The organism is Pseudomonas sp. GW531-T4, from assembly GCF_017349615.1.
GTDB classification, from domain to species: Bacteria; Pseudomonadota; Gammaproteobacteria; order Pseudomonadales; family Pseudomonadaceae; genus Aquipseudomonas; species Aquipseudomonas chlororaphis_I.
Window position 1 is genome coordinate 54,239 of record NZ_JACMZT010000027.1, and the last position, 15,886, is coordinate 70,124.

The following is a 15,886-nucleotide window of genomic DNA, read 5'->3' on the forward strand; positions in this document are numbered from 1 at the left end:
TGCCCTTATCCGATGTTCGACAGTTTCAGCAGATGGCGCAGGTCGTTGAGCAGGTCCTTGCCCTTGACCCGGGCGTCGTAGCGCAGGACCAGGTTGCCGTGCGGGTCGACTATCCACAGCAGCGGCGCGCCCTGGTCGCTGGCGCCCTTGGCGAAGGTCGGCAGGTCCAGTGGGTAGCGTTGCAGTTGCGGGTACTCGCGCTGCAGCTTGGCCTGGTAATCGGTGTCCAGCGGCTGGGCGGCGGCCAGGGCGTGGCTGGCCCGGGAGGCGTCGCGGCCCAGGGAGATCTGGATCTGCCGCGCCAGGTACACCAGTTGCTGGCAATCCACCGCGCAGTCCCTGGGTGCGGTGACCAGGATCTGCCAGCGCGTCTCGTCGGCCTGGACCCCGATGTCGGCGCGGCTCTGGCCGTTGCCGATCAGCTCACCGTGGTAGCTGCGGCTTTCCGGCACCCAGAACTGCAACTTGTACATGCCCGTGGCGAGGATCATCGGGCCGATCACCATGGCCACGATCAGCAGCAGCTGCCAGCGTCCGCGGCGCCGGTTGTGCGGCGCCTGGGCCTCAGAAATGTTGGGTGGATTCATGGCCGCTCCCATGGTGTTTCTCCCTTGCGTTATGCCATCCGAGATAGAGGTACAAAGCGCACAGGGCCAGCGCCATGGCGAACCACTGCACGGCGTAGCCCAGATGTTTTTCCGGCCCCATGGCCACCACCGGCCATTCGGTCAGGTAGGCGCCCGGGCCAGCCTCCTGGCGTAGCTCGTAGGCAAAGCCGCTGCGTCCCAGCTCGCTCCAGAGCCTGGCCGGATCGACCGTCGTCACCAGCCGCGGCCACTGGGCATTGCGCGGATCGGCATGCAGTTGAAAGGTCGCGCCGGGAGCGACATAGACCCAGGCGTCGAGGTCCAGAGGTTGTTCGGGGGTACTGAACGCCGGTGGCGTGCGCCGGTCCGGCCAGGGCAGCCAGCCACGGTTGAGCAACAGCCATTGGCCGCTGGCCTGGTCGAGAAAGGGTTGCAGCAGCTCGACCCCGACCTTGCCTTCGTGCATGCGGTTATCCAGCAGCAGGCTGTGGGCTGCATCGAAGCTGCCATGCACTCGCACCCGGCGGAACGCCGGATCAGGGGCAGCCTGCAGCTCATCCACTCTCAAAGGCTCGGCCACCCGCCGTTCCGCGTAGCTGGCCAGCAGCTCGCGCTTCTGTTCGCCCCGGCCCAGTTGCCAGAACCCGAGCGTCACCAGCACCGGCAGCAACGCCAGCACCACCAGGGTCGGCAGCACGCCCGGGCGAAAGCCGTTCATGGCAGCGCCCGAAAGTGGCGAGATCGACTGGCTATACTCAAGCGCATCGCGTTTCCCCTGGAGCCCACCATGCTTAAAGCGGCAATCGTCCTGTTGCTGATCGCCACGCTCATCAGCCTGTTCAGCGGCCTGTTCTTTCTGGTCAAGGACGACAGCAGCTCCCATCGCCTGGTCAGGTCGTTGACCGTGCGTGTGTGCCTGGCCGCGCTCACCGTCGGCTTGATCGCCTGGGGCTTCTTCAGCGGCCAGCTGGTGTCGCACGCGCCCTGGTAACCCCGCGCTCAGAGCACGTAGACGAAGACAAACAAGCCGATCCACACCACATCGACAAAGTGCCAATACCAACTGGCCGCCTCGAAACCGAACTGATGCTCGGCATCGAAGTGCCCCTTCATGATGCGCATCAGCATCACGAACAGGATCAGCGTGCCGATGGTCACGTGGGCACCGTGAAAGCCGGTGAGCATGAAGAAGGTGGCGCCATAGATGCCCGAACCCAGGGTCAGCCCCAGCTCGTGGTAGGCGTGCAGGTACTCCTCGGCCTGGAAGCCGAGAAAGGCACAACCCAGCAGCACGGTGATCGCCAGCCAGATTTTCAGCGCGCCGCGATGGCCGTTCTTCAGGGCGTGGTGGGCGATGGTCACGGTGACGCTGGAACTCACCAGCAGCACGGTGTTGAGCAGCGGCAGGCCCCAGGGGCTGATGACTTCCTTGGGCGGCGGGAACAGCTTGGAATCGGGGTTTTCGAGCAATGGCCAGACGAACTCGAAGTTCGGCCAGAGCATGTGCGCGATGCCCTTGCTGCCTTCGCCACCCAGGGCCGGGCCGGCGATCTGGCGCACGTAGAACAGCGCGCCGAAGAAGGCGATGAAGAACATCACTTCGGAAAAGATGAACCAGCTCATGCCCCAGCGGAACGAGCGATCCAGCTGGGCGCTGTACAGGCCGGCGCGACTTTCCTTGATCACCGCGCCGAACCAGCCGAACAGCATGTAGGCCAGCAACAGGCTACCGACGAAGAAAATCAGCGGGCCATGGGATTCCGGGCGCGCGGCCTTGAGGTCGTTGAACCAGGTGGCCAGGCCGAACACGGTAACGAACATGCCCACGGTGGCGATGATCGGCCACTTGCTCTGGGCGGGAACGTAATAATGCTCATGAGTTGCCATTTATTGTTCTCCTTATCGGGCACGCTTGAACGTCTTAACCGCCGGTGTTGGTGCTCACGGCCACCGGTGGATGACGCGCGGTGATATCGAACAGCGTGTAAGCCAGCGTCAGGTGCTTCACATCCTTGGGCATGTCGCGGTCAACGATGAAACGTACCGGCATCTCGATCTGCTGACCGGGCTGCAGCACTTGCTGGGTGAAACAGAAGCATTCGGTCTTGTGGAAATACATCGCGGCGCTGCTCGGCGAAATGCTCGGGATCGCCTGGGCGCTCATCGGGCGGTCGCTGGGATTGCGGGCGATGAAGATCATCTCGTTCACCGCGCCCGGATGGACCACGATGTCGTCGGCCTTGGGGTAGAAGTCCCAGACCATGTCGATCGCGTTGGTCGACAGGAACTGCACCCGCACCTGGCGCGAGACATCCACCTGCTGCTCGCCGGAATACTGCCCGCCGGTCTTGCCGTTGATGCCCAGCGCCTTGCACATCACGTCGTAGATCGGCACCAGGGCAAAACCGAAGACGAACATCGCCGCCACCACCAGCAACAGACGGGTGACCAGCTTCTTCATCGAGATCTCAGCCATGAGCGCGCCCCCTTGTAGGAGCGAGCTTGCTCGCGAAAAAATCACCAACGATGACTCGATGAGGCTGATAGCGCGCCACTTCGTGGCTATCGCGAGCAAGCTCGCTCCTACAGGAGGAGGTCAGCGGGTATCGCTGCAGGCTGTTCATTTCACTTCCGGTGGCGTGGTGAAGGTGTGGTAAGGCGCCGGCGACGGCACGCTCCACTCCAGCCCTTCGGCACCGTCCCAGGGCTTGGCCGGTGCGGGTTGGCCGCCACGGATGCACTTGATGACGATGAACAGGAAGAAGATCTGCGTCGCGCCGAAGGTAAACGCGCCGATGGACGACACCATGTTGAAATCGGCGAACTGCAGGTTGTAGTCCGGGATCCGCCGCGGCATCCCCGCCAGGCCAACGAAGTGCATCGGGAAGAACGCCATGTTCATGCCGACGAAGGACAGCCAGAAGTGCAGCTTGCCCAGGGTTTCGTCGTACATGTGCCCGGTCCACTTCGGCAGCCAGTAATAGGCCGAGGCGAAGATGCCGAAGATCGCGCCCGGCACCAGTACATAGTGGAAGTGCGCGACCACGAAATAGGTGTCCTGGTACTGGAAGTCCGCCGGGGCGATGGCCAGCATCAGCCCGGAGAAGCCGCCGATGGTGAACAGGATCACGAAGGCCACGGCGAACAGCATCGGCGTCTCGAAGGTCAGCGAGCCCTGCCACATGGTGCTGACCCAGTTGAAGACCTTGACCCCGGTCGGCACCGCGATAAGCATCGTGGCGTACATGAAGAACAGCTCGCCCACCAGCGGAATGCCGACCACGAACATGTGGTGCGCCCAGACGATGAACGACAGGAAGGCGATACTCGCCGTGGCGTAGACCATCGAGGTGTAGCCGAACAACGGCTTGCGCGAGAACGCCGGGATGATTGCGCTGACGGCGCCGAAGGCCGGCAGGATCATGATGTACACCTCGGGGTGGCCGAAGAACCAGAACACATGCTGGAACAGCACCGGATCACCGCCACCGGCGGCACTGAAGAAGCTGGTGCCGAAGTGGATGTCCATCAGCATCATGGTCACGCAGCCGGCCAGCACCGGCATCACCGCGATCAGCAGGAACGCGGTGATCAGCCAGGTCCAGACGAACAGCGGCATCTTCATCAGGGTCATGCCGGGGGCGCGCAGGTTGAGGATGGTGGCGATCACGTTGATCGCGCCCATGATCGAGCTGATGCCCATCAGGTGGATGGCGAAGATAAAGAAGGTCACGCTTTCCGGCGCGTAGGTGGTGGACAGCGGGGCGTAGAAGGTCCAGCCGAAGTTGGGTCCGCCACCGGGCATGAACAGGGTCGAGACCAGCAGCAGGAACGCCGCCGGCAGCAACCAGAAACTGAAGTTGTTCATCCGCGGCAGGGCCATGTCCGGCGCGCCGACCATCAGCGGGATCATCCAGTTGGCCAGGCCGACGAAGGCCGGCATCACCGCGCCGAAGACCATCACCAGGCCGTGCATGGTGGTCATCTGGTTGAAGAATTCCGGCTGCACGATCTGCAGGCCGGGCTGGAACAGCTCGGCGCGGATCACCATGGCGAACGAGCCGCCGAGCAGGAACATGGAGAAGGCGAACCACAGGTACAGGGTGCCGATGTCCTTGTGGTTGGTGGTCAGCACCCAGCGCATCAGGCCCTTGGCGGGGCCGTGGGTATGGTCATGATCGCCAACGACTGCATGACCGTGCTCATCGCTCACAGCGTTCATGGCCTGTCTCCTGTAAACGGTTGGGCTGGATGATCGAGGGCAGCACGCCCCGAGCGGCTGCGGGAACACGCAATGGACCGGGTCATTTGCTTTCCGCCTGTTTCAGAGCCAGGACATCCTTGGGCGTCACCATGTCGCCCTTGTTGTTGCCCCAGGCGTTACGTTCGTAGGTGACCACCGCTGCCAGGTCGACTTCCGACAGCTGCTTGCCGAAAGCCGCCATGGCGGTGCCGGGCTTGCCGTGGAAGACGATGTTCAGGTGATCCGCCACCGGCCCGGTGGCGATCTTCGAGCCCTTGAGCGCCGGGAACATCGGCGGCAGGCCCTGGCCCTCGGCCTGGTGACAGGCCACGCAGGTGGTGTGGTAGACCTTGTCGCCGCGGGCCACCAGCTCTTCGAGGGTCCATTCCTTGCTGGTCAGTTCCTTGAGCTTGAGGGCCTCGGCCTTGCGTTCGCCCAGCCAGGTGTCGTAGTCGGCCTGGGTCTTCACATCGACCACGATCGGCATGAAACCGTGGTCCTTGCCGCACAGCTCGGCGCACTGGCCGCGATACAGGCCGGGCTTGTCGACCCGGGTCCAGGCTTCGTTGACGAAACCGGGGATCGCATCGCGCTTGACCGCGAAGGCCGGGACCCACCAGGAATGGATGACGTCGGCGGAGGTCACCAGAAAGCGCACCTTGGCACCGATCGGCAGCACCAGCGGCTGATCGACTTCCAGCAGGTAATGCTCGCCCTTGGCACTCTGGTTGTGAATCTGTTCGGCGGGCGTGGTCAGGTTGCTGAAGAACTCGACGTCCTGGCCCAGGTATTTGTAGTGCCACTTCCATTGATAGCCGGTGATCTGGATGTCCACATCCGGCTCACTGGCGTCGTACATCTTGATCAGGGTTGCGGTGGCGGGAACGGCCATGGCCACCAGGATCAGCAGCGGCACCACCGTCCAGAGGATTTCCACCGTCGTGCTTTCGTGGAACTTGGCGGCCACCTGGCCGGTGGAGCGGCGGTGCACGATCATCGACCAGAACATGGCGCCAAAGACAATGACGCCGATCACCACACAGATCCAGAAGATGGTCATGTGCAGGTCGAATACCGCGTGACTTATATCAGTCGCTCCAGGCGCCATATTCACGGTCCAGGCGCCATGCGCCTGGCTGAATACCGACCACAACAGGAGGCCCATCCAGACTTGTGGATGTCGCATCATTGCGGGTTCCCCTTATCGTTCTTGTTATCCCGCCGGCTTTCACCTGCGGCCAAGGGATCGGCTGCCCAGACTACGAACTTAAACCGCCGAGCCTTCGCTGCACATGCAGTCGGGCGTCATCAGCTAACTTCATACAGCCCCGAGTATAGACAGCGACTTCGACCTCGCAACGCGGTGCCGTAAATCCACTGAAACAGTTTGCCGCGGCCTTATAGGCCACGGTTGGAAAGGGATAGGGGATGAATGATGGCGAAGCGATATAACTCAGACGACTAACCATGAAATAATTATGAGAAATACGTCTTAAGCGATTTCGTGAGCAGGCTAACTTATGTCTTCCCTAATTAATTGCCCTTGTTTCCTGGAGTATTCATGAACACCGCCGCATTGCGCGAGCAGATCCAACGAGCCCATCAACATGAGTCCAGCACCGGGCATTTGCGCCGCCAGCTGGAAACCCAATTGCCACACCTGCACCCCGCCATCCAGCTCCCCGAACTGGACGCCCAGGGGGTGATGACCCGTTTTGTCGCCGCTTATATCGATCAGGTTCCCGACCTGCTGGACGCCGCCAACGAAGTCGCGCGCGAAGCCGGCATCGAGTCGCAGATCAAGCCGGTGCTGAAGATCGCCGAGCAGTTCTTCCTCCAGCCGCCCGCCATCATGGCCGGCCACGAAGGCCTGGACAGCCTGCTGGACGAAGCCTATCTGGCCCATCGCCTGGTGGAAGAGGTCAACGACCTGTACATCACCCATTTCGGCCAGCCGCTGATCCCGCTGGACACCACGGTGGCCAACCTGATCGCCCACCAGTTGATCGGCGAAACCTTCGCCAACCAGCTGGACGAAGCGGTGCACCATGCGGTCGACGCGATGCTCAATGAAGAAAGCTTCGCCCTGGAGTCGGTCGAGGCCTACCGTGAGAAGCTCAGCAGCCCCGACACCGACGCCGCCTGGAAACGCTGGCCGTGCCTGTCGCGCCAGCTGGGCGTGGAGCTGGAACTCGACCAGCCGGCTGCCTGAGGATTGCAGGTGGCGGCCCTGTAGCCGCTGCCGCAGGCTGCGATCGACCGGCACGGTCGCAGCGATATCACCGACGCTGAAGGCCCTTCGGACCTTATCGCAGCCTGCGGCAGCGGCTACAGGGCTACAGACTTACGCCCGGCTCAAGCCTTTCGCCTCCAGCTTCGAGGCCGGGCTCACGCCGACGTTGGTGTGCAAACGCCCCTCCAGCCGGCGCTTCAACCCGCGCGACTCGATCACCAGCTTCGAGCCCTTGGCCGCATTGGCCCGTCCCCACTCCTCGAGCAGCTCCAGGCAGGCATGGTCGATGTAGCCCAGGTTATTGAGCGGCACATGCACCGTGGTGCCCGGCGGGATGCTGCCCAGTGCCTGGGTCAGGGCCGGCACCTTGAGGAAGGTCGCGGCGCCTACCAGGCGCAGCTCCATTTCGCCTTCGGCGGGCAGGTCCACCAGGCTGATCTTCAGTCGCGAAGCGCCCCAGGCCAGCTTCACCAGGGTCAGGCCGAAACCGATCAGCACACCGGTCAGCAGGTCGGTGAAGACAATCGCCAGCGCGGTCACGCCATAGGTCAGCATCGGCATCGGCCCATAACGGCCCAGCTTGCGGAACGACTTGAGGTCCACCAGCTTGAACCCGGTGTACACCAGCACGCCCGCCAGGCTGGCCACCGGAATGCTTTGCAGCACGCTGGACAGCAACAGCACGAACGCCAGCAGCCACAGGCCGTGGAAGATCGCCGACAACCGCGTGGTCGCGCCCGCCTGGACGTTGGCCGAACTGCGCACGATCACCCCGGTCATCGGCAACGCGCCGAGCAACCCGCAGAGCATGTTGCCGATCCCTTGCGCCGACAGTTCACGGTCGAAATCCGAGCGCGTACCACTGTGCATGCGATCCACCGCAGCGGCGGACAGCAGGGTTTCGGCGCTGGCGATAAAGGCCACGGCAAAGGCTGCGATCAGCAGTGTCGGGTCCGCCAGGTTGAGCAGGTCGGCCGGGCGCAGCCAGTCGATTGCCTCGGCGAGGTTTTCCGGTACCTCGACCCGCTTGACCTGCAGCGCCAGGAGCAGGCTGGCAAAGGTCGCCAGGCCGACACCCAGTAGGGCGCCGGGGATGAAGCGCAGCGAATGCGGGCGCAGTTTTTCCCACAGGAACATCACCGCCATGGTCGACAGGCCGAGCAACCCGGCCTGCCAGCCAAAGCCGCCGCCCAGGCTCGGCAGGGCCTGGGCCACCGCCTCGGGGAAGCCTGCGAGGTTATCCAGGCCGGACGCCTGGGGCTGGGCATCGAGCATCACGTGCACCTGGGAGAGCACGATCAACACCCCGATCCCGGCAAGCATGCCGTAGACCACCGCTGGCGCCGTGACCCGGAACCAGCAGCCCAGGCGCAAGCGCCCGGCCACCAACTGGAGGAAACCCGCCAATAGCAGGATCGGCCCGAGCATGGCGATACCGTGCTGGCGCACCAGCTCGAACACCAGGACCGCCAGCCCCGCGGCCGGACCGCTGACCTGCAAGGGCGAGCCCGCCAGCCAGCCCACTACCAGGCCACCGATGATCCCGGTGATCAGACCCTTGGCCGGCGGCATGCCGGAAGCGATGGCAATACCCATGCACAAGGGCAGGGCCACCAGGAACACCACCACGGAAGCGAGCAGCTCCCGTGGCAAAACAGCTTTCAGTTGTGCTGCACGCATGATGATTCTCCCGAACTTTTTTCAGGCGTGGCAAAGCCTGACCGCACTGACAGCAGTCATGGCTGAACCCCACTGGGATTTAGGAGGATTTAGAAGCGCGCTTTAGGCGTCGCAACCGGGATCGGATGGCGTCCGTCCAACGGCAGGAAACACCCTTGATCCGCGTCGTAGGCTTTGATTTCGCTGGTTTCGATGTTGTACACCCAGCCATGGATGAACAACTGGCCGTTGGCCATGCGCGAAGCCACCGAAGGGTGGGTGCGCAAATGCTGCAACTGGGCGATGACGTTCTCTTCGGTCAGCACATGCATGCTGGCGTTCTCGTCGGCGCAGTCGCAGTTCTCCTGGACCATGGTCTTGGCCACTTCGGCGTGGCGCAGCCAGGCTTTGACCGTCGGCATCTTTTCCAGGCTCTGCGGGTTGAGCACCGCGCGCATGGCGCCGCAGTCGGAATGGCCGCAAACGATGATGTGGTGCACACCCAGCGCCATGACCGCGTATTCGATGGCCGTGGACACACCGCCGTTCATCTGCCCGTAAGGCGGTACCACGTTACCGACGTTGCGGGTCACGAACAGGTCGCCCGGGGCGCTCTGGGTAATCAGTTCGGGAACGATGCGCGAATCCGCGCAGGCAATGAACATCGCCCGCGGCCGCTGGGCCGTGGCGAGTTTCTTGAACAGTTCTTCCTGCTGTGGGAAGACCTCGTGATGAAAATGCAAAAAGCCGTCAACGATTATCTGCAGCGCTGCATCGGCGCTTTCGGCGACCTCCGTGGACGCTGAAGCCGACGCAGCCAACGGCTGTTTATCCTTGTCACTCATGATTCATCCCCTTTTGACGGATTAGGTGAATTTTCCAGTTTTATCCGGCACGACGCCAGCGATTGATCAAAAAACGACCAGACCGCCGACAGCGACCCATCGGTCACTCGGTGAACAAGGTAGCCTTCCAAACTTAACTCAAACTGAACGGAGCGCTCTAAAACGCCACTATTGGCGATGCAAAAAGGTGACCAGCCTATAGAGCCAGGTGCACCGGCACTACTCCACCATAGGCCAATAACCCCTACAGCAACGACATCTGCCCACCCGGCGGACAGAAGGCCGTGCAATCGAGGTTGTAGCCTTCGCGCCGATCGAGCCCCAGGCGTTTGCTGGCCTTGGCGAAACGCTGCGCCAGCAGGGCCGCGAAGGGGCCTTCGCCGCGCATCCGTGCACCAAAACGGCTGTCGTACAGCTCGCCGCCGCGACACTGGCGGATCAGGCTCAGGACATGGGCCGCCCGCTGCGGGTAGTGGGCGTTGAGCCATTCCTCGAACAGCGGCGCCACTTCCAGGGGCAGGCGCAGCATCATGTAGGCCGCGCTTTGCGCGCCCGCGGCATGGGCCTCGGCGAGCAGGCTTTCCAGCTCGCTGTCGTTGATCATCGGAATCATCGGCGAACACAGCACCCCCACGGGAATTCCCGCCTCGCGCATTACCCGGATCGCCCGCAACCGCGCCTTGGGCGCCGCCGCCCGGGGTTCGAGGATGCGCTTGAGCTCGTCGTCCAGGGTGGTCAGGCTGATCATCACCGCCACCAGCCGCTGCTCGGCCAGTTCGACCAACAGATCGAGATCGCGCAGGATCAGCGAGCCCTTGGTGACGATGGTCACCGGGTGCCGGTAGCGCAGCAGCACCTCCAGGGTCCGGCGGGTCAGTTGGTGCTCACGCTCGATGGGCTGGTAGGGGTCGGTGTTGGAACCCAGGTTGATCGGCGCGCATTTGTAGCCGGGCTTGGACAGCTGCTGTTCCAGCATTGCCGCGGCATTGGTCTTGGCGATCAGCTTGGTCTCGAAGTCCAGCCCCGGCGACAGGTCCCAATAGGCATGACTGGGCCGCGCATAACAGTAGATGCAGCCGTGCTCGCAACCGCGATAGGGGTTGATGGAGCGGTCGAAGGGCAGGTCCGGCGAGCTGTTGCGGGTGATGATGGATTTCGCCGTCTCGAGGCGCACCTCGGTGCCCTGGGTCAGCGGGGCTTCCTGGTACCAGCCGTCATCGAAGGCCACCGAGCGCTGGGGCGCAAAACGGTTGTGCGGATTGGTCGCGGTGCCACGGCCGCGTGGGGGCAGGGGGCTGAACATGGGAGGCGCTCCGATACTGTATTCATATACAGTATCGGAGGTTCGAATTTCTGCAAAGCGCCGTCGGGCGGAGCGCGCCTTCGGCGCTGATCGCGAGCAAGCTCGCTCCTACAGAGAACACACGCATCCCTGTAGGAGCGAGCTTGCTCGCGAAAAAGGCCGGTTAGCCACCGCTGTGCTTGGTCCCCTGCCCCAGATCGTCATTCGAGGTGCTTTGCAGGTCGCCCTTGCGCAGCCCCGCCACGTCCGCGGCGTTCACCTCGGAACCCTGGTTGCCCCAGCTGGTGCGGATGAAGTTGACCACATCGGCCACCTCCTGGTCCGACAGCCGCCAGGCGAAGGCCGGCATGGTGAAGGTCGATGGCGCGGTATGAGTCGCCGGCAAGGTGCCGCCCTTGAGCACGATATTGATCAGCGACGTGGCATCGGCGCTTTGCAGCACCGGGTTGCCCGCCAGCGCCGGGAACACCCGGGTATAGCCATGGCCGTCGGTACGGTGGCACGCCGCACAGTTGTCGACATACACCGACGCCCCCGGCTTGCTGTCGTCACCTTTCCACAACGCCTCGGCCACCGCCTTGTCGTACTGGTGCGGCTGGTCGTTGGCATCCACTGCCGGCAGCGACTTGAGGTAACGGGCGATGGCCGTCAGGTCCTCTTCGGACATGTACTGCATGCTGTGCACCACCACGTCGCTCATGCCGCCGAACACCGCGCCACGATCACTACGACCGGTCTTGAGGAACTGCACCAGCTGCTCTTCGCTCCAGCTGCCCAGGCCGTCCTTGTGGTCGCCGCGCAGGCTCTTGGCGATCCAGCCTTCCAGCGGCGCGCTGCCGGCCAGGAAGTGGCTGCCTTCGCTGGCGCTCAGGGCCTTCTCCTGCATGGTCAGGGCGCGCGGCGTGTGGCAGGCGCCACAGTGGCCGAGGCCCTCCACCAGGTAGGCACCGCGACTGACCACCGGGTCTTCGCCTGCCTTGGCCTGGCCGTTGCCTTGCAGGTCCGCCACGCTCGGCGCGAACATCCAGCGCCAGCCCGCCAACGGCCAGCGCATGCTCAGCGGCCAGGGGATGTCGCTGTCGCGGTTCTCCTGGACCACCGGCGCCACGCCTTGCATGAAGTAGGCATACAGCGCCTGCATGTCGGCGTCGCTGACCCGCGCATAGGACGGGTAGGGCATGGCCGGGTACAGGCTGCTGCCGCTCTTGGCCACGCCATGGCGCACGGCCTTGTCGAAGTCGTCGAAGCTGTACTCGCCGATGCCGGTCTTGTCCGGGGTGATGTTGGTGGAGTAGATCATGCCGATCGGGGTTTCCATCGGCAGGCCGCCGGCGAACGGCTTGCCGTCCTTGGCGGTGTGGCAGGCCACGCAGTCACCGGCGCGGGCCAGGTATTCGCCCTGCTTGATCAAGGCTTGCCGATCGGTTTCGGCGGCGCTGAGGGAAGCGCTGCCGAGCAGGGCCAGGGTCGCGATAACGAGGGTTTTCATGGTCATCGCTCCTTATGCCTGGACCAGCGGGCCGGGGTTCTTCAGGTACTGCTCGCGGATCGCGCGGGCCGACCAGTAGGTCAACGCGGCCACCAGGCCGGTCGGGTTGTAGCCCAGGCCCTGGGGGAAGGCCGAAGCGCCCGGGACGAACACGTTGTGCACGTCCCAGCTCTGCAGGTAACGGTTCAAGGCACTGGTTTTCGGGTCGGTGCCCATGATCGCACCCCCGTTGAGATGGGTGGTCTGGTAGGACGCGGTGTTGAAGTGCTCACCGACCTTCTTGCCCAGCACCGCGATGGCCTTGGGGTTCATCGCCTCGGCGATCTTGCCCATCTTCTCGACCATGAAGCGGTTCATCTTGATGTCGTTTTCCTGCCAGTCGAAGGTCATGCGCAGCAGCGGCAGGCCGTAGGCGTCGCGGTACACCGGATCGAGGTCGAGGTAGTTGCCGCGGTAGGACTGGTGGGCGCCGTGGGCGTCCATCGACACCTGATGGGTGTAGTAGTCGGCGGTGGCCTTCTTCCAGGCGCTGCCCCAGGCCGGGGTGCCCGGTGGGTTGGAGGTCCCGGCGATCGGCCGGCTGCCAGCCTGGTTGACCCAGAACGGCGAGCCACCGACGAAGCCATGCGGGCCGTGGTCGAAGTTGTCGGCGTTGAAATCGTCCACCGCCACGCCATTGCCACCGGCGCCGATGAAGTTGTTGGTGTGCACGTCCTTGTCGAAGTAGGCCTTGATGGTGGCCATGTTCTGGTAGGCGAAGTTCTTGCCCACCACGCCTTCGCCGGTGATCGGGTCGTACGGCTTGCCGATGCCGGACAGCAGCATCAGACGCACGTTATGGAACTGGAAGGCGCCGAGGATCACCAGGTCCGCCGGCTGCTCGATCTCGCGGCCCTGGCCATCGACGTAGGTAACGCCGGTCGCGCGGGTCTTGGTGCTGTCGAGGTTGACCTTGAGCACGTGGGAGTTGGGGCGCAGCTCGAAATTCGGCAGCGGCTTGAGGGCCGGCAGAATGTTCACGTTCGGCGAAGCCTTTGAATACATGTAGCAGACATAGCCGCTGCAGAACCCGCAGAAGTTGCACGGCCCCATTTGCGCGCCATAGGGGTTGGTGTACGGCCCCGAGGTGTTGGCCGACGGCAGGTTGTAGGGCTTGTAGCCGACTTCGCCGGCGGCTTTCTGGAACAGCTGGGCGGAGTAGGTGTTCTTCTGCGACTCCAGCGGGAAATGGTCCGAACGGTCCGGCGCGTAAGGGTTGCCGCCCTTGCCTTCACCGACCAGCTGGCCTTTCACGGTCCAGGCCTGACCTGAGGTACCGAAGACTTTTTCCGCGTAATCGAAGAACGGCTCCAGCTCTTCGTAGGTGACGCCGAAGTCCTGGATGGTCATGTCCTTGGGGATGAAGTTCTTGCCGTAGCGCTCTTCGTAGTGGCTGCGCATACGCAGCTCGATCGGGTCGGCGCGAAAATGCACGCCGGACCAGTGCAGGCCGGCACCGCCGACGCCGTTGCCCGGCAGGAACGCGCCCAGCTGGCGGTTCGGCAGGGCCACGTCGTTGACGCTGTGGCGAATGGTCACCGTTTCCCGGGAGATGTCCTGGAAGAGTTTCTTGCGCACGCTGTAGGTGAGTTCGTCGATCACCTGCGGGTAGTTGCCGTCCGGGTAGGTGTCCTGCATCGGCCCGCGCTCCAGCGCCAGCACGTTGAGCCCGGCCTCGGTCAGCTCCTTGGCCATGATCGCGCCGGTCCAGCCAAACCCGACGATCACTGCGTCGACCTTCTTCATTACCGTTGCCATGCTCAAGCCCTCTCGCCGCGAATCGACACTGCCGGGAAAGGGTATTGCTCGTTGCGTTCCACCCAGTCCATGAAATCGGCGCGCGCGCCGGGGAAGCCGATCAACGTCCAGCCGACCATGCCTTTATTGCCGCCGTGGATCGGGTCGCAGAAGAACCCTTCCTTGGTGTTTTGCAGCAGAAGGTTGAAGAAAATCTTCGGCGGAACGCTGTCGAATTGGGGTTTTCCCGCTTCGAGCTGCTTGAGCAAATCGTCTCGGGTAGCGCTGTCTTGCGCGGCAAATGTTTTACCGTTGAAGGCTTTCGACCAAGCATCCGTCGCGGCAATGCCCAGGCGGTAGATCTCCTTGGGTACCAGCTTGCTCTGCCAGCCCATCTCCGGCGCGGCGTCGGCGTTGAACGGGCCTTGCATGTACCACAGGGCACCCGCGGCGTAGGGGGTGTTCATCTGCCGGTCGATGTATTCCGGCACGCCGGCTTCCAGGGCACCCGGGCCTTGTTCGTCGGCCGGGATCAGACGCTCTACCGCGGCCTGGACAAAGGCCCATTCTTCGGCGGTGAAATAGCTTGGCTGGTAAGCGTCAGCATTGGTGCTGACCGGGGCTCGGGCCGGCTCGACCGGCTTGGGCGCTTCGGGCGCGGCCATCAGCATCGAGCTGCCCAGGCCGGTACTGGCGACCGTGACCACCGGGATCAAGGTCAGGGATTTGCGCAGAAACTCACGCCGCGGGTTGTCTTGATCGTGATCAGACATGGGGGTGCACCTCACACTAGGCATTCACGGGTTGGGCAGCCGCGTCATGGCGTGGCTTGTCGTTCTGGCGGCGCAACGGGTCGATCCCGAGGCCGGGGAAAGCACAGTTCAGCAAATTTTGGTTACAAATGGTAGCAGGCTAAGCATTCGAATAAATCGTTTGCGTTGCAAAAAAGTCGCGATTGCCGAGAAAAAACCTCTATCGCAGCGACTTCACGTTTCTTTGACGAGCGCCTCACAGGGCGTTGACCGGTCCGGATGGAAGCTAGGCTCTCTCCACCCCATTTCCGGTCACGGCCTTCTGCATGCACAACTCTCGTATCCTTCCCGCTCTCTGCCTGTCCCTGCTGACGCTGCTCGCCTGGCCCCAGGCGCAGGCCGCCGAAACCGGCACGACCCGCCCGGCCCAGTGGGCCCAGCCCGTGGAAACCCACTACAACCTGTACCAGATGTCGCCGACGCTGTACCGCAGCGCCTTGCCGGACGGCGGCGCCGTGCCTTTGCTGGAAAAACTCAAGGTGGGCACGGTGATCAACTTCCTGCCGGAGTCCGATTCCAGCTGGCTGCAGGCCCCGGGAATCAAGCAGGTGCAATTGCCTTACCGGACCAATCACGTGGATGACGCCGACGTGCTGGCGGCCTTGCGCGCGATCCAGAGCGCCGAAAGCGACGGCCCGGTGTTGATGCACTGCAAGCACGGCTCGGACCGCACCGGCCTGATGTCGGCGATGTATCGAGTGGTGGTTCAGGGTTGGAGCAAGGAGGAGGCGCTGAATGAAATGACCGGAGGCGGGTTTGGTGACAGTTCCCACTTCAAGGACGGCATTCGCTACATGATGCAGGCCGATGTCGACAAATTGCGCACCGCCCTGGCCAATGGCGATTGCAGCACCAGCGTGTTCGCCACCTGTTCGGTGAAGAGCTGGTTCGAGACGGTGAGCGTCAGCAAGCCAGCGAATTGACCGGCTGCGTGAAGCT

General features: G+C 63.3%; 15 protein-coding genes. 3 read left to right on the plus strand and 12 right to left on the minus strand.

What is annotated here, in order from left to right; genetic code table 11:
- Positions 1-5: 5 nt before the first annotated feature.
- Positions 6-599, minus strand: a complete 594-nt coding sequence (locus J4D28_RS20595; protein ID WP_009046268.1) for a hypothetical protein — start codon at positions 597-599, stop codon at positions 6-8.
- Positions 565-1,305, minus strand: coding sequence for an SURF1 family protein (locus tag J4D28_RS20600; protein ID WP_016703916.1), 741 nt, complete (start codon positions 1,303-1,305; stop codon positions 565-567). Before J4D28_RS20600 ends, J4D28_RS20595 begins: the two co-directional genes overlap by 35 nt.
- Positions 1,306-1,374: 69 nt before the next feature.
- Here J4D28_RS20600 and J4D28_RS20605 point away from each other — a divergent pair, with 69 nt between their 5' ends.
- Positions 1,375-1,578: a twin transmembrane helix small protein gene (locus tag J4D28_RS20605; protein WP_016703917.1), complete on the plus strand. Its 204-nt coding sequence runs from the start codon at positions 1,375-1,377 to the stop codon at positions 1,576-1,578.
- An 8-nt stretch (positions 1,579-1,586) separates the two neighbouring features.
- Here the strand turns inward: J4D28_RS20605 and J4D28_RS20610 are convergent, their stop codons facing one another.
- From J4D28_RS20610 to coxB, 4 genes are all read right to left on the minus strand, one after another.
- Positions 1,587-2,474 (minus strand): cytochrome c oxidase subunit 3, encoded by an 888-nt coding sequence (locus tag J4D28_RS20610; protein WP_009046266.1) that lies wholly within the window; start codon positions 2,472-2,474, stop codon positions 1,587-1,589.
- 34 nt (positions 2,475-2,508) lie between these two features.
- A complete protein-coding gene (locus J4D28_RS20615; RefSeq protein ID WP_009046265.1) occupies positions 2,509-3,063 on the minus strand; it encodes a cytochrome c oxidase assembly protein in 555 nt (184 codons plus the stop codon).
- Between the two features lie 144 nt (positions 3,064-3,207).
- Complete coding sequence (gene ctaD / locus J4D28_RS20620; RefSeq protein WP_009046264.1) at positions 3,208-4,809, minus strand: cytochrome c oxidase subunit I; 1,602 nt, start codon at positions 4,807-4,809, stop codon at positions 3,208-3,210.
- Between the two features lie 82 nt (positions 4,810-4,891).
- Positions 4,892-6,019, minus strand: coding sequence for a cytochrome c oxidase subunit II (coxB, locus tag J4D28_RS20625; protein WP_009046263.1), 1,128 nt, complete (start codon positions 6,017-6,019; stop codon positions 4,892-4,894).
- A 372-nt stretch (positions 6,020-6,391) separates the two neighbouring features.
- On the opposite strand from coxB, the gene J4D28_RS20630 reads away from it, so the two are divergent.
- Complete coding sequence (locus J4D28_RS20630) at positions 6,392-7,042, plus strand: hypothetical protein (protein WP_009046262.1); 651 nt, start codon at positions 6,392-6,394, stop codon at positions 7,040-7,042.
- Positions 7,043-7,174: 132 nt separating this feature from the next.
- Here J4D28_RS20630 and J4D28_RS20635 read toward each other — a convergent pair whose 3' ends face one another.
- The 6 genes from J4D28_RS20635 to J4D28_RS20660 form a co-directional block, all read right to left on the minus strand.
- Positions 7,175-8,743 carry a SulP family inorganic anion transporter gene (locus tag J4D28_RS20635; RefSeq protein ID WP_009046261.1) on the minus strand — a complete coding sequence of 523 codons (1,569 nt, stop codon included), beginning with the start codon at positions 8,741-8,743 and terminating at the stop codon, positions 7,175-7,177.
- An 89-nt stretch (positions 8,744-8,832) separates the two neighbouring features.
- Entirely contained in the window at positions 8,833-9,567 is a 735-nt protein-coding gene (locus J4D28_RS20640) for a carbonic anhydrase (RefSeq protein ID WP_009046260.1), read from the minus strand.
- Between the two features lie 244 nt (positions 9,568-9,811).
- Positions 9,812-10,870: a PA0069 family radical SAM protein gene (locus J4D28_RS20645; protein ID WP_009046259.1), complete on the minus strand. Its 1,059-nt coding sequence runs from the start codon at positions 10,868-10,870 to the stop codon at positions 9,812-9,814.
- A gap of 163 nt (positions 10,871-11,033) precedes the next feature.
- On the minus strand, positions 11,034-12,359 hold the full coding sequence (locus tag J4D28_RS20650; protein ID WP_009046258.1) for a cytochrome c: 1,326 nt from the start codon (positions 12,357-12,359) through the stop codon (positions 11,034-11,036).
- A gap of 12 nt (positions 12,360-12,371) precedes the next feature.
- A complete protein-coding gene (locus J4D28_RS20655) occupies positions 12,372-14,156 on the minus strand; it encodes a GMC family oxidoreductase (RefSeq protein WP_009046257.1) in 1,785 nt (594 codons plus the stop codon).
- 2 nt (positions 14,157-14,158) lie between these two features.
- Positions 14,159-14,908, minus strand: coding sequence for a gluconate 2-dehydrogenase subunit 3 family protein (locus tag J4D28_RS20660; RefSeq protein ID WP_009046256.1), 750 nt, complete (start codon positions 14,906-14,908; stop codon positions 14,159-14,161).
- Between the two features lie 305 nt (positions 14,909-15,213).
- Here J4D28_RS20660 and J4D28_RS20665 point away from each other — a divergent pair, with 305 nt between their 5' ends.
- The gene (locus J4D28_RS20665) at positions 15,214-15,870 is read left to right on the plus strand and encodes a tyrosine-protein phosphatase (protein WP_009046255.1); all 657 of its coding nucleotides are present in this window, start codon (positions 15,214-15,216) and stop codon (positions 15,868-15,870) included.
- Positions 15,871-15,886: the final 16 nt, after the last annotated feature.